Below are 14,198 nucleotides of genomic sequence, written 5' to 3' on the forward strand. Positions count from 1 at the left end.
GAATTGGTGGGACGGGCGAGGGTGAGCGGCTGGGCGGCCGACGAGACCGACGAGGGCGCGCGCAAAACGTAGCCTCCGAGTGGCACGCTATGGCGTTAGCAGGAGCCGGTTCGCCTCCTTGACAAGCACGATCGGCAGACGAAAGCTGGACTCGACCCGGGAAGGGCGATAACGATCGCCCGCCTCGCTGTGCAGATCATCTCGGAGCAGCTATGCGCCGTATGCGCGCTTCAGACGCCTTACGCCTTCTTCAATATCGGCAATGCCTGGCGCGGCAAACGACAGCCGCAGCGACGCGGCATCGACCTTGTCCGCGAAAAACGCGTTGCCGGGCACGAACATGACCTTGTTTTCGATCGCGCGTTGCAAAAGCGCGGAGGCGTCCATACCACTGGCGCTGCCGCTGCCCGCTGCATTCAGACGGGCCCAGACGAACATGCCGCCCTCGGGCCGATGAAACTGCAGAGCATCCCCAAGCTGCAACTGCAGTGCGTCGCACAGCGCTTCGCATTTGCGCCCGTACATTGCGGCGATACGTGGCAGGTGTCGTTCGAGCGCGCCGTCCGCGAGGTATTCGGCGGCAATGGCTTGGGTCCACGGCGCGCTGCAAAGGTCGACAGTTTGCTTCGCGATCACGCAACGCCGCGCGATTTCTGCCGGCGCGATTGTCCAGCCTACGCGCAGGCCGGGCGCGACAATCTTCGAGAGGCTAGCGAAATGGACAACCCAGTCGCGCGAGCCAGGCACTTCAGCGGCAAGAGACAGAATGGAAGGAACCGTTTCGCCGGAAAAACGCAGGTCGCCGTAGGGGTCGTCTTCGACAAGGACAAATTCGTATTGCACCGCCAGCTTCAGCAGCGCGATGCGGCGCTCGCGTGTAATGGTCGCCCCCGTGGGGTTCGCAAACGTGGGAACCGTATAGAGCAGCTTGGGGTGCGCGACCGTACCGGAGGCAAGAAGCGTGGCGAGATAGTCGACGTCGAGACCGTGAGCATCGACAGGTATCGTCACGATGTTCGCCTGCTGAAGCCTGAGTGCCTGAAGCGTAGCGGGATACGCCGGCTGTTCGGTTAGCGCGACATCGCCCGGATTCAACAACACGCGAAGCAACAGGTCGAGCCCCTGCTGCGATCCCGTCGTGACGACCATCTCGCGGGGCGCGCATGGCACACCGCGACGCGCCATCAGGTTGATAAGCTCATGCTTCAGGCGCGGCAAACCGTCGGTGGGTCCATATTGAAGACACTGGCTCGTGTCCTGGTACGCGCGAGCCGAGGCTTGCTGTAGGCCGTCGACATCGAAAAGATCGCTGGCAGGATAACCGCCCGCAAACGAAATCATGCCCGGCTCGGCGAGGTATTTGAAAAGTTCGCGAATCGGGGAGCCAGAGGGGCTCTGAAAAGGAGCAGTAAATTCGTACATGTCGTGGTTAGCTGAGAGCCGGGCATACAAACGCTCATTGTGGTGAGCGGTTATGACCGCAGCAAACGATATCTATGCACTACGTAGTGCGGTTTCGTCATCAAGCGCATGGCCGGCAAAAGAAAAAGCCCGGCAACAGCCGGGCTCCGCATGCTCGTTCCATGCAGATCGAACCACGCTCTAAACCACGTTCTTTTCCACAATCGGCCGATTTTCCAGCAAGCGCTGCCAGCTTAGCGAAGACAGATCGAGCGACACATAGCGCCCGTTGAGAATCAGCTCGCTCACGCCGCGGCCGGTCGCCGGACCTTGCTGCAAACCATGGCCGCTATAACCGTTGGCAAACACGCAGTTATCGACTTGCGGGTGATAGCCGATAATTGCGTTGTGGTCGAACACGTTGTACTCGTAATAGCCAGACCAGCAGTTCTCCACACGCAGCGCCTCGAATTGAGGCACACGGTGCGCGAGCGTCGGCCAGATGACGTCGTCGAAAAGAGCGTGGTCGACCTCGTCGAGCGGCAGATCGTCTGGATCGTTGTCCGCCTGCGGCGAGGTGCCGCAAATATAAGTCTTCCCTTCGGGGCGAAAGTACACGCCGCTCGGATCGATCAGCAGCGGACAAGCGTCGAGCCGCGCCGGCGAAGACACATTGAAAATGCTGCGGCGGCGGGCGAACACCGGAATGTCGATGTCCATCATCGCGGCGATCTTGCGCGCCCACGCACCGGCGGCGTTCACCACCGTATCGCATGCATGGCGTTCGCCGTTGCCGGCAGTCACGTGTGTGACCTTGCGGCCCTCGCGAACCACACCCGTGACTTCCGCCGCGACGTAACGCGCGCCGAGCGACTGTGCTTTCTTGCGCAGTGCCTGCACGAGTCCATAACCGTCGAACCACCCTTCGCCGCTCTCACCGAATGCGCCGGACACCAGGTCCTCGACATTGAGCCACGGGAACCTGGCCTTCAGCGCCTGCTGATCCAGCAGATTGATGTCTGCGCCAAGGCTCTTTTGCAGCGCGTGATTCTCGCGCAGCGTTGCATCCCCTGCGGGGGTGGCGAGAAACAGATAGCCGCCTTCGTGCAGATCAATCGACGGCCGGTTGCCGTCGACTTCGAGCAGCTCGCCGATATTGCGCAGGAATTCGATACCGTACAGCGACATCTGAACCGACAGCGGCGTGGAAAACTGCTGCCGGATGGAAGCGGCCGACAAGGCCGACGACGACTTCGCATAGGTGGGGTCCCGCTCGATCACCGTGACCGAAACGCTCGGGTCAGAAGCCCGCAAGAAGTAAGCGATAGAACTGCCGATAACCCCGCCGCCAACAATAACGACTCGAGAACTCACGACTTGCTCCATATGGCTCATGACCGGACGGTTGGCAATAAGGCGCCCACCGCCACTGCGTAACCCACGTTGTCTTGCACGCCCGCACAAGCACAATGCCTGAAAAAAACGGCCGTCTTGCAACGGCCGTCGCTACGCAGCGCAATAGGCCTAGCCGATGTTGAAATCGATACCCTGCGCGAGCGGCAGAGCCGACGAATAGTTGACCGTATTGGTTGCGCGGCGCATATAGGCCTTCCACGAATCCGAGCCCGATTCGCGCCCGCCGCCGGTTTCTTTTTCGCCGCCGAACGCGCCGCCAATTTCGGCGCCGCTCGGTCCGATGTTCACGTTGGCAATACCGCAGTCGCTGCCCGAGGCCGAGAGGAATCGTTCGGCTTCACGCAGGTCCGTTGTAAACACGCACGACGAAAGACCGTGCACGGCGGCGTTGTTGCCGTCTATTGCTTCGTTGAAGTCGCTGTACTTCAGCACGTAAAGAATCGGTGCGAAGGTTTCCTTCAGCACCACCGGCGTTTGCGAAGGCATTTCGACAATGGCCGGCCGGACATAGAAAGCCTTCTCATGGCCCGCAACCGTGTGACGCTCGCCGCCGAACACCTTGCCGCCTTCGCTCTTCGCCTGCTCCAGCGCCGCCTGCATGCGGTTGAACGACTGCTCGTCGATCAGCGGTCCCATCAGCACGCCCTGTTCGAGCGGATTGCCGATCACCACCTTGCTGTAGAGCGTCTTCAAACGTTCGACGGCTTTGTCGTAGACACTTTCGTGAACGAACAGCCGGCGCAGCGACGTGCAGCGCTGACCTGCCGTGCCGACCGCCGAAAACACGATGCCGCGCAGCGCCAGTTCGAGATCGGCGGTGCCGGAAACGATACCCGCGTTATTGCCGCCGAGTTCGAGGATCGAGCGGCCAAAGCGGCGCGCCACTTCCACGCCGACGGTGCGGCCCATTTCCGTGCTGCCCGTCGCGCTAACGATATTCGAGCGCGGGTCGGCAACCAGCTTCGCGCCGACCTCGCGGCCACCGTTGACCACACACGTGAGGCCTTCAGGCGCGTCGCCGAACTCCTTTAACGCGTCTTGCAGAATCTTGTCTACCGCGAGCGCGGTGAGCGGCGTTTTTTCCGACGGCTTCCAGATCACCGCATTGCCGCACACGAGCGCAAGCGCCGCATTCCACGACCATACGGCAGCCGGAAAGTTGAAGGCGGAAATCACGGTGCACACGCCCATCGGATGCCAGGTCTCAGCCATACGATGACCTGGGCGCTCGGATGCGATCGTCAGGCCATAAAGCTGACGCGACAGACCGACCGCGAAATCGCAGATGTCGATCATTTCCTGAACTTCGCCGAGGCCTTCCTGAAGAATCTTGCCGGTCTCGAGCGTAATGATGCTGCCAAGCGCGTGCTTCTGCTCGCGCAGTTTGTTGCCGAGCAGGCGCACCAACTCTCCGCGGCGCGGCGCCGGCACGTTGCGCCAGCTTGCGTAAGCCTTTTGCGCGTTGGCGAGTGCGGCGTCGACGTCGGCAACCGTCTTGCTCGCGACGCGGCCAATCAGTTCACCGTTGATCGGCGAATGAACGGCGATGTCGCCCGCTTCCGCGAGGTGGGAAATGCCGAGCTCGGAGAGAATGGTCGATGCTTTCACGATTGAGACCTCTTTGAATTTCCAATACGAAATTTTGGTACGTTCGGAAACTATACACGCCCGGGTTTTTGGCGGCAATAACAAACGTGCTGCGCTGGCCGCATGAAGCTCGAGCGGTATTTCTGATCGGAAAAGCGGCGCCCATAGGGCGTGCAACGGCAGTGATTTAATGGGCGTTGTCAGCGTCGCCCGTCGCCTGACTGAGCGCCTGACTGAGCGCCTGCATGGCCAACTGCGCAATATGCACCGACTGCCTGCCCGCGCCGTGCTGAATCTGCTCGCGACAGCTAAAGCCATTGGTCACCACGATCGCCGCAGAGGGCGCGTTGCGCACGAGCGGCAACAGCTTGTCTTCGGCGATCTTCATCGACAGGTCGTAGTGGTCGGCGTTGAAACCGAACGAGCCGGCCATGCCGCAACAGCCGGTGTCGAGCAGCGACCACCGCACGCCGAGTTTGTCGAGCAGGGCCGTGTCGCCCTTCATGCCGAAGATCGACTTCTGATGACAATGGCCGTGCACCACCACTGCCGCGTCGAGTTTCGGCCAGTCGAACTCGGCGCGCGCGACGAAATCCGAAAACAGGAAGGTTTGATCCGACAGCTTTCGTGCATCCGGATCGTTGGGAAGCTGCTTCAGCAGTTCGTCTTTGAAGACGGACAGGCAGCCCGGTTCCAGTCCGACTATCGGCACGCCGGCGCGAATGTCGTCGGCGAGTTCATCCACGGCGCTGCGCAGCAGGGCGCGCGCTTCGTCCAGCAGACCGTAGTCGTACAGCGGCCGCCCACAGCAAAGACGCTTGCGCGGCAAGACCACGTGGTAGCCGATGCGAGTCAGCACGTCGAGCGCGGCCGTCGCAATGTCCGGCGAGAAGTGCTCGTTGAATGTGTCGACCCACAGAATGACCTTGCGCGAAGGTTCGCTCGCAACGGCGCTGCCTGCGGCCGCACGACGCCTCGCGATAGCGCGGAAAGGGCGCGGCGCGAATACCGGCAGATGCCGCTCGGCAGCCACGCCCGCGACCCACTTGCTGGCATGCGCCAGTGGTTCCGCCGACGTGATAAAATTAGTTAGCCATGCAAAGCGACTCGCTAACGGCGCCCATTGGCCGATGCGACCCATGAACATGGCCTGGCGTGGCCGACGGTGCTGCTCGTAGTAATGCGACAGGAATTCCGCCTTGTACGAGGCCATGTCGGTATGCGTCGGGCAATCGGACTTGCAGCCCTTGCATGCGAGGCATGTGTCCAGTGCTTCCTTGACTTCGACGCTGTTCCAGCCGTCCTTGACCACCTCGCCCTGAAGCATTTCCCAGAAGAGATGCGCGCGGCCACGCGTCGAAAATTTTTCCTCGCGCGTCGCGCGAAAGCTCGGGCACATGGTGCCGCCCTCGAGAGAACGGCACTTGCCCATGCCGATGCAGCGTTCCACCGCACGCTGCATGCCGTCGCCCTCGGGGCTCGCGAACGCAAGCCTGGTGGTGAGCGTGACCGGCTTGTAGGCCGGCCCCATGCGCAGGTTTTCGTCGGCGCGGTAGGCATGAACTACCTTGCCCGGATTCAGGCGATTGTGCGGGTCCCAGATTGCCTTGAACTCTTCCATCGCCCGCATGATTTCCGGGCCATACATGATGGGCAGGAATTCGGCCTTGGCCTGGCCGTCGCCATGTTCGCCAGATAGCGAGCCGCCGAAATCGACCACCAGTTGCGCCGCCTCGCGCAGAAAACTGCGCCATTTGCCGACGCCTTCGGCGCTGCGTATGTCGAACGTGATGCGCGCGTGCACGCAGCCGTCGCCGAAATGACCGTACAGACACGTCTCGTAACCGAAGCGGTCGACGAGCGCCTGAAACTTGCGCAGATAATCGCCGAGTCGCAACGGATCGACTGCCGCGTCCTCCCAGCCGACAATCGGGTCCGGCTTCGACGGGTCGACCGACAGCGCCACCGCCGATGCGCCCGTTTCGCGTATCGACCAGATCTTCTGCTGCTGCGGCATTTCTTCGACGACGAGGCCGCTGATCTCCATGCCCGCCGCGCCGGACTTGAAATACGCGTCTGCCTCATGCGCCTGCGCGAGCGCCTCGGGCACAGTGTCAGCGCCGAATTCGAGGACGACCCACGCGTCGCCTCCGGGCAGCAGCGCGATTTCGTCGCGCTTCAGGCCGCGCGCCTGCAAACCGCGAATGATCGCGCGGTCCAGACCTTCAATGGCAATTGGCGAAAAACGGTTGAAGTGCGGCACGGCGTCCGCAGCGGTGTAGATGTCGCTGAAACCGAGCACGAGCAGCACACGAGACGCCGGGCTGCGCACGAGGCGCACCTTGGCCTGCAGCGTGACCGCGCAGGTGCCCTCGGTGCCCACGAGCGCACGCGCAACGTTAAAGCCGTTTTCCGGCAACAACTGATCGAGATTGAAGCCGGAAACGCGCCGCCTGATTTGCGGGAACTCAGCGCGAATGCGCTCGGCGTAGCGCTCGCGCAAGTCACGCAACTTCGCGTAAATCTCGCCCTGGCGCCCGCCTCTCGCGATAATCGCTTGCAGTTGCGCTTCGCTGGTCGGTCCGACCCAGAAGCGCGCCCCGTCGTACGTGGCGATTTCCAACGCCTCGATATTCTCAACGGTCTTGCCGCCCATTACCGAATGCGCGCCGCATGAGTTGTTCGCGATCATTCCGCCGAGCGTGCAACGGCTGTGCGTGGCAGGGTCGGGCGCAAACGTGAGGCCATGCTGTTCTGCCGCATCGCGCAGCGTGTCGCAAATCACGCCCGGCTCGACGATAGCGGTTTTGCCTTGCGGATCGATGCTGACGACGCGGTTCACGTACTTGCTCGTGTCCGCCACCACCGCAACGTTCACGCACTGCCCGTTTTGCGACGTACCGCCGCCTCGCGTCAGAAACGGCACGTCGTGGCGGCGGCACACTTCGAGCGCTGCGACGAGATCGTTCACATCGGCGGGCACGACGACGCCCAACGGAATCTGCCGATAGTTCGACGCATCCGACGCGTACAGCGCTTTCGAGCCGGCGTCGAAGCGCACTTCGCCGCGCAGCCCGGCGCGCAGATCGGCCTCGACCCGTTGCAGCAGGCGCGCGCTTGCTTCGAACGGCGCGGCCCGCTTCGCTGCATGCGCCGGCGCATCGTTCACAGCCTGGCCCACGGCGTCCTCAACCGCGTCTGTTGCCGCATTTTCCACCGGCTTTTTCACCTCTACTGCGCCGCGTTCGCGGTCATTTTGAAAATGCCCTGCGCGTTGCCGGCGTCGAAGCGCAGGTCGGTCACCCAGCTACGCGACGCCTGATCGAACGTGCGCTTGCGCGTAATGAACTCGTAGAACGAACCGGGAACCTTGCGCGTGACGAGCTTGCCGGCCACCGAGCGGAACTGGCGCTCGACGGTGTCCGCGCGATACGCCGTCTGGAACACGCGGCCGGAACGCGAGCGCTCCACTTCCGGCTTCATGGGCCGGCCCTTGCTCTTCTCTTCGTCCGACAGCGTGAACACATCTTCCACGCGGTCGGTCGCGTGATTGAACGCATTGCCTTCGGTGGAAATCCACGCCATTTCCGCGGATTCGCGCAACAGCACTTCATAGTCCGCCTCGTCAGGCACATCGTGCTGACGCGCGAACGCGCCGACAATCACCGGCAGTAGCGCGTGCGCGGCGTCGATAGGCAGCGAGCCCTCGCGCTCCAGCTCCCAGAGCTGCGCGACCGCGAGCGGCGTCAGCGGATCTTTCGACGAACCGACCACGTTCGTCACGGCCTGCTGGAATTCGGCGGAGAAGCGCTCGGGATGCAGTTCGCTCACGAAGAACTGCGCGATTTCGTCGGGCGCGTCTTCATGCGCGTAAGCGCGGCCCGTCATGCCCAGCTTGTCGAGCGGATAGCGGCCATTCAGCCTGAAGCCGAGCGGACGCAGGATTCGGGTAAACGCGGCCTCGCCCGGCGGCAGTGCGCCGTTGTGCTCCCAACGCACGGTGCGCAGCGCGCCGTGGTCGAAATAGACCGAGCCGCCGTTTGCGATTGCGTCGCTCGTGTAGGCGCGGCCATTGGGCGAACGCTCCAACAGGTCCTCGAACAACGCCATGTTCATTGCCTGCGCGAGTTCGGCGCGGGTGACGGTGCCGTCTTCCCAGTCTGCCAGTGCAGTTGGAAACTTCAACGTCGTGAAAAGCGACTCCGTTTTTGCCGGACCCAGCAGCTTCAACAACAGGCGTTCAACGTTCGAATTGCGCATTTGCTCGTCTCTCGCGGCGCGGCGCCGCAACGGGAATGGGGGGTTCTAGCGAGCCGTCATGGCGGCCGACCTTACGTAAACAGCATTATTCAAACTGTTGCGAGCCGCGTAAAGCGAGATTAAATTGTCACTTGATGACTTTCCGGAACAAACATGCGTAAGTTCAAGATTCCCAACATGAGCGCGCTGCTGGCCTTTGAAGCCGCCGCGCGGCACGAAAGCTTCACGCATGCGGCGAAAGAGCTGTTCCTCACCGAAAGCGCGATCTCGCGGCAAGTCGCAACGCTCGAATCGAATCTCGGCGTGCGCCTTTTCGTTCGTTCGAAGCAGCGTGTGATGCTCACTCGCGCGGGGCGCCTGTACGGCACCCAGGTGCGCCGCGCGCTGGAGAATCTGGATCGCGACACGCTCTCCATCATTGCGCACGGCAGCGGCGGCGGCTATCTGGAGCTTGCGGTGCTGCCCACCTTTGCGTCGCAATGGTTGATTCCGCGCATGAAGGACTTCAACGACCGCAACCCGGACGTGCGCATCAACATGGGCATCCGCACGGACCTGTTCTCTTTCGAGGAGTCGCATTTCGAAGCCGCCATTCACTATGGCAAGCCGACATGGCCGGGCACCTCGTCCGACTATCTGTTCGGCGAGGAAGTGGTGCCGGTGTGCTCGCCGTCGCTGCTTGCGAAGACGGTCCGCAAGCCGCAGGAATTGCTGAACTACCCGCTGCTTCACTCGACCACGCGTCCCGACGCCTGGTCGCGCTGGTTTGCGAATCTCGGCGTGGAAGACAGCGCCACGATGCACGGCGTGCGCTACGAACTGCATTCCATGCTGATCAGCGCGGCCGCCGCAGGGCTCGGCATTGCGCTCGTGCCCAAGTTTTTCGTCGACGAACAACTCCCGCAACGGGGCCTCGTGATTCCATTCGCCGCCACCGCGGTCGAAGAATCCGCTTACTACCTGGTCTACCCGACCGAACTCAGTCACGGCAAGCCGCTGGAACTGTTCAGGACATGGCTGCTCGAGCAAGCCGCCGCATACAACGCGCGCCCCCGCTGATACAAGGGCTTGCAGGCGGTTCACGGCATGGCGCTTGCGCAAGCGCAGAGGCCGGGCGACGTGCGCGGCACAGGCGACCTGTTCCTCTCTCTTGCAGGAGACACCATGAAACTGCTCACCACACAAGACGGCCTGCCTCGGCTGTCATGGGGCCCGATTTTCGCGGGCGTGATTCTTTCGATGATCGTCTATCTGATCATGAGCGTGCTCGGCACGGCCATCGGCGCATCGCTGCTCGCGCCGATGTCCAAACCGGATCCGCTGCACGGCTTCGGCTTCGGCTCGGGCGTGTGGGTGATCGTGACGACGGTGCTGGCGGTGTTCGTCGGTTCGTACTACGCAGGACGTTGCGCACCCGTGCTCGGCTGGCTGCACGGCCTGCTGGCCTGGGCGGTGATGACGCTTTTCATCGTGTATGGGATGACTTCCGTCATCACCGGCGCGGTGAGCACGGCGGGCAGCGTCGCAGCGACTGGTGCGCAAGTGGGCGCGCAGGTCGGCGCCACGGCGGGCAACCAGGCCGGTGGCACCAACTCGGTGGTCGATACCGCCAAGCAGCAGATGCAGTCGGCGCTTGCATCGGCAACTTCGATGGCGTCGAGCCCCGAAGCCGGACAGCAGGTGCGCGAAACCGCGGACGCCGCCGCGCGCGGCGTGGCGCGCGCAAGCTGGTTCTCGTTCGCGGCGTTGGTTGTCGGCGCGATTATCGCCATCGTATCGGGCAATGCAGGCTTCCGGCATCAGCCGCCGGTTGAAGAAAGTGGCGGCTCGGGCGTCGGCCGCACCGCGGTTCCGGGACACAACCGCGTTGTTTCGCCGCGCAGCAGAGCCTGAGCGCGGCTAACCATGACACGGCAAGCGGCCCGCGCGGGGCCGCCTGCCGTTCGCTGCTACACGCAACCCTTGGGCGCGGTGCACGCCGAAGAGGTGAAGCAGCGCGTCGCCATGCTCAAACCGGCGCGCGAGTTTGCACGCCCTCTGCTGAAGCGAGAATGGTTTCGACGTTCTCCAGTTCGACGCGCATTTCGTCGATAAGCCACTGCGCCACCTCGCGCGTAGCGCGTGACGGCTCGCGGCTGCGGCATTCAAGCACATAATTGCAGCCCGTCTCGACGATGCGTCGCGACGCCGGAACGACCGTACCGGCATTCAGCGGCGCGGCGACGGCCAGCAGCCAACCCAGCATCACGCCATGCCCTAGCATGGCCGCCTGCAACGCCAGGCCCGCATCCGAATAGCTGACATGTTTCGCACCTGCCCCGTTCGCAAGTCCCGTCACGGCAAAATAGTCGGCCCACGTATGCGTGGTCGGCTCGAGGTGGATCAGCGTGTGGCCGCACGTGCCGTCAGCCGTTTGACGCAGTGCGTCGAGCGAACCGCGTTCGGCAAGATAGTCTGGACTGCATACGGCAATGATCACCTCGGGGCAAAAGAACAACGCGTCGCTCGCCGACCCGGGCTTGTGCAGGCGAATGCCGAGATCGGCGCCGTCGAGCGGACCATAGAGCCTGGTCGCCATGACTTGCAGACGTAGATTCACTGCCGGGAACGCAGCCTGGAAGCGCGGGTGACGCGGCAGCAGCCACTGCGCGGCAAAGCCGCTGGACACTGAGAGCGTGACCGTCTCGTTCTCCTGCTGGCGGCTCTTGAGTTCGTGGATGGTGTCGCTCACGAGGCCGAAACCGGAGGCCACTGCCTGTTGCAGCTTTGCTCCCTCGTCGGTGAGAGCAAGCCCTGTCTTCGTGCGTGCGAACAGCTTGAAGCCGAGTGCGTCTTCGAGGCGCGCCACCATGCGGCTCACCGCCACCGGCGTGACATTCAGTTCATGCGCCGCGCGCGTGAGGCTCAGGTGGCGCGCCGCCGCCTCGAAAACGTGCAGCGCCTGAAGCGACGGAAGTCGAAGTGCCATCGGCTAACACCATGTAATTCACGTTGACGAAGATGTAAATTGACGCGCTTCGAGGGCACCCTTAGCGTTGTCGGCAGACCGTTTAGAGAGTGCCGACATGACCTTGCCCACCGCGGACGACACGCGCCCCGCCGCTTCTTCCGACCCGCTGCTGCAACCGCTGACCATCAAGCAGCTCGTGCTGAAAAACCGCGTCATGAGCACGAGTCACGCAAGCCGTCTCATTGAAGGGGAATTCCCGCAGGAAGCCTACCAACGCTATCACGAGGAAAAGGCGCGCGGGGGCATTGGCCTGACGATGTTCGGCGGATCGTCGAACGTGAGCATAGACAGTCCCAACACGTTCCAACAGATCAACATGGGCGTCGACGCAGTCGTGCCGCATCTGCAGCGCTTTTCCGAACGCGTGCACGCGCACGGCGCCGCGCTGATGTGTCAGATCACGCATCTGGGCCGGCGGGGCGACCCGTATGCCGAACCGTGGTTGCCGATGCTCGCGCCCTCGGCGCGCCGCGAGACGCTGCATCGCGCGATCCCGCAAGCGATCGGCACGCATGACATCGCGCGCATTGTCAGCGACTTTGCACGCGCCGCGAAACGCTGCATGCAAGGCGGACTGGACGGTCTCGAAACACACGCCGGCGGCCATCTGATCGGGCAGTTTCTCGATCCGACCGTCAACTTGCGCAGCGACCGCTACGGCGGTTCGGCCGCGAACCGCTGCCGTTTTGCGCTCGAGGTCCACGAGGCGATCCGCAAGGAGGTCGGCAACGAGTACCCCGTCGGCCTGCGCTTTGCGCTCGAAGACGGCTGCAGCTTCGAAGAGAGTCTTGAAATGGCGCGCATTCTCGAGCAAAGCGGCCTTTTCGACTTTTTCAACGTGGTCTATGGGCGTATGGACACAAAGATGTCGCTCATCGTCAACAGCATGCCGGGCATGTTCATGCCGTCCGCGCCGTGGCTTGCGAAAGCCGCCGCGTTCAGGCGCGCTGTGCGGCTACCGGTCTTTCACGCCGCGAAGATCGCCGATCTCGCCACCGCGCGCCATGCGATCCGTGAGGGCCTCGTTGACATGGTCGGCATGACGCGCGCGCATATCGCGGAGCCGCATCTTGTGCGGCTCATAGAAAACGGACGCGAAGAAGCCGCGCGGCCGTGCGTGGGCGGCTTGCATTGCCGCAATGCGAAGGCCACCTGCATCCACAATCCGGCGACCGCGCGCGAAACCTATTTGCCGCACGCCATCGTGCCGAGCGCGACGCCGCGCAAGGTGCTGGTTGTCGGCGCAGGACCGGCGGGGCTCGAAGCGGCGCGCGTTTGCGCGAGCCGCGGCCACCGCGTGACGCTGCTCGAAGCGGCCGATCGCGCCGGTGGACAACTCCTGCTTGCGGCGTCCGGAAGCTGGCGCAAGGACCTGATCGGGATTGTGGACTGGCGTCTCGGCGAACTCGTGCGCCTTGGCGTCGAAGTCCGCTATAACCACTACGCGGAACTCGACGATGTGCTCGAAGCGCGACCCGACGTGACGATCGTGGCAACGGGCGGCATTCCCGATCTGGGCGGACTGGCGGGCGGCCAGTGGTGCCTCTCGGTCACCGACGCGCTGACGGCCACGCCGCCACGAGCGGGGCGTGTCGTCGTCTATGACGGCACTGGGCGCCACAACGCGTATCTGTGCGCCGAGCGCTACATGTCGGCGGGACTCGAGGCGGGACTCGAGGTGCGCCTCGCCGTGCTCGACGCGCTGCCCGCGCAGGAAACCGGCGGCAAAGGCGACGACCTCGTGTGGATGCGCAATCTCGAGAAGTGGCGGTTGCCGGTGCGCACACACGTCGAACTGATCGAGGTGCAACGCGGCGACGCGGGCGTATTGCGCGCGATCTTCAGACACCAGCTAACCGGCGAACTCGTGCAAATGGAGGCAGAGCATGTAGTGGTCGAACGCGGGACGATAGCCGTGGACGATCTCTTCGAAGCGGCGCGCGCGCATTCGGTGAACGACGGTCAGATGGACCTGGCGGCCTTCGCGCGCGGGGCGGCGCAGCCGGTCTTGCAGAGCGCGAATGGCGGCGGGCAGTTTCATCTATACCGGATCGGCGACGCCGTGGCCTCGCGCGACATTCACACGGCGATCTACGATGCGTATCGGTTGTGTGTGGCGATCTAGGTTAAACCCTGGCGCACGGCTCTCTGCCTTTACCTGGCCACGATGCGGGAATGCGGGCACGCTTGCGAGAGTAAGCGAAACCCCGCAGCGCTTTGAGCCCGACAGCCACAAGTCGAAGCGATGCGGGAGCGCCGCACAGGCGCGCCCGCGATGCCAACGAGCATGTGATCAGCGGGGTGACGCTTAGCAGTTACCCTTCTTCGCCTGTCCCGGCGGGCAGAAGCCGTTGCCCGGACCGCCTTGCGGATGGCCTTGCGGCACCACGACCACACCCGGCGCATCAGGCACATACAGCGCGCAGCCGCTCAACATCACGGCACCCGTAGCAAGCAGACAGAAGATCTTTTTCATGAGGTTCCCCGAGGAAGGGCTTGCGCCCTTCCGTCATCATCTAATGGT

General features: G+C 63.3%; 10 protein-coding genes. 3 read left to right on the forward strand and 7 right to left on the reverse strand.

The annotated features are described in order from the left end of the window. Positions 1–210: 210 nt before the first annotated feature. From JNB89_RS27895 to JNB89_RS27915, 5 genes are all read right to left on the reverse strand, one after another. Positions 211–1,422 carry a PLP-dependent aminotransferase family protein gene (locus JNB89_RS27895; RefSeq protein ID WP_220364347.1) on the reverse strand — a complete coding sequence of 404 codons (1,212 nt, stop codon included), beginning with the start codon at positions 1,420–1,422 and terminating at the stop codon, positions 211–213. A gap of 180 nt (positions 1,423–1,602) precedes the next feature. After that, positions 1,603–2,775: an NAD(P)/FAD-dependent oxidoreductase gene (locus JNB89_RS27900; protein ID WP_220364348.1), complete on the reverse strand. Its 1,173-nt coding sequence runs from the start codon at positions 2,773–2,775 to the stop codon at positions 1,603–1,605. A 150-nt stretch (positions 2,776–2,925) separates the two neighbouring features. Beyond that, positions 2,926–4,425: an L-piperidine-6-carboxylate dehydrogenase gene (amaB, locus tag JNB89_RS27905; protein ID WP_013341924.1), complete on the reverse strand. Its 1,500-nt coding sequence runs from the start codon at positions 4,423–4,425 to the stop codon at positions 2,926–2,928. A 166-nt stretch (positions 4,426–4,591) separates the two neighbouring features. Beyond that, the gene (locus tag JNB89_RS27910) at positions 4,592–7,573 is read right to left on the reverse strand and encodes an FAD-binding and (Fe-S)-binding domain-containing protein (protein ID WP_220364375.1); all 2,982 of its coding nucleotides are present in this window, start codon (positions 7,571–7,573) and stop codon (positions 4,592–4,594) included. 62 nt (positions 7,574–7,635) lie between these two features. After that, positions 7,636–8,664 (reverse strand): DUF1338 domain-containing protein, encoded by a 1,029-nt coding sequence (locus tag JNB89_RS27915; RefSeq protein WP_220364349.1) that lies wholly within the window; start codon positions 8,662–8,664, stop codon positions 7,636–7,638. A 153-nt stretch (positions 8,665–8,817) separates the two neighbouring features. Between JNB89_RS27915 and JNB89_RS27920 the strand changes: the two genes are divergently transcribed. Next, entirely contained in the window at positions 8,818–9,723 is a 906-nt protein-coding gene (locus JNB89_RS27920) for a LysR family transcriptional regulator (protein ID WP_220364350.1), read from the forward strand. A 105-nt stretch (positions 9,724–9,828) separates the two neighbouring features. After that, positions 9,829–10,557 carry a YrzE family protein gene (locus JNB89_RS27925; protein ID WP_013341928.1) on the forward strand — a complete coding sequence of 243 codons (729 nt, stop codon included), beginning with the start codon at positions 9,829–9,831 and terminating at the stop codon, positions 10,555–10,557. A gap of 115 nt (positions 10,558–10,672) precedes the next feature. Here JNB89_RS27925 and JNB89_RS27930 read toward each other — a convergent pair whose 3' ends face one another. Beyond that, entirely contained in the window at positions 10,673–11,632 is a 960-nt protein-coding gene (locus JNB89_RS27930; protein ID WP_220364351.1) for a LysR family transcriptional regulator, read from the reverse strand. Between the two features lie 97 nt (positions 11,633–11,729). Here JNB89_RS27930 and JNB89_RS27935 point away from each other — a divergent pair, with 97 nt between their 5' ends. Further along, complete coding sequence (locus JNB89_RS27935) at positions 11,730–13,799, forward strand: NAD(P)-binding protein (RefSeq protein ID WP_220364352.1); 2,070 nt, start codon at positions 11,730–11,732, stop codon at positions 13,797–13,799. A 183-nt stretch (positions 13,800–13,982) separates the two neighbouring features. Here JNB89_RS27935 and JNB89_RS27940 read toward each other — a convergent pair whose 3' ends face one another. Continuing rightward, positions 13,983–14,150 (reverse strand): hypothetical protein, encoded by a 168-nt coding sequence (locus JNB89_RS27940; protein ID WP_220364353.1) that lies wholly within the window; start codon positions 14,148–14,150, stop codon positions 13,983–13,985. Positions 14,151–14,198: the final 48 nt, after the last annotated feature.

The organism is Paraburkholderia phenoliruptrix (assembly GCF_019511605.1).
Taxonomy (GTDB): domain Bacteria; phylum Pseudomonadota; class Gammaproteobacteria; order Burkholderiales; family Burkholderiaceae; genus Paraburkholderia; species Paraburkholderia phenoliruptrix_A.

Coding starts and splice junctions, on each gene's coding strand:
- JNB89_RS27895 (WP_220364347.1), bottom strand. CDS start 1,422: ATGTACGAATTTACTGCTCCTTTTCAGAGCCCCTCTGGCTCCCCGATT.
- JNB89_RS27915 (WP_220364349.1), bottom strand. CDS start 8,664: ATGCGCAATTCGAACGTTGAACGCCTGTTGTTGAAGCTGCTGGGTCCG.
- JNB89_RS27920 (WP_220364350.1), top strand. CDS start 8,818: ATGCGTAAGTTCAAGATTCCCAACATGAGCGCGCTGCTGGCCTTTGAA.
- JNB89_RS27925 (WP_013341928.1), top strand. CDS start 9,829: ATGAAACTGCTCACCACACAAGACGGCCTGCCTCGGCTGTCATGGGGC.
- JNB89_RS27930 (WP_220364351.1), bottom strand. CDS start 11,632: ATGGCACTTCGACTTCCGTCGCTTCAGGCGCTGCACGTTTTCGAGGCG.
- JNB89_RS27935 (WP_220364352.1), top strand. CDS start 11,730: ATGACCTTGCCCACCGCGGACGACACGCGCCCCGCCGCTTCTTCCGAC.
- JNB89_RS27940 (WP_220364353.1), bottom strand. CDS start 14,150: ATGAAAAAGATCTTCTGTCTGCTTGCTACGGGTGCCGTGATGTTGAGC.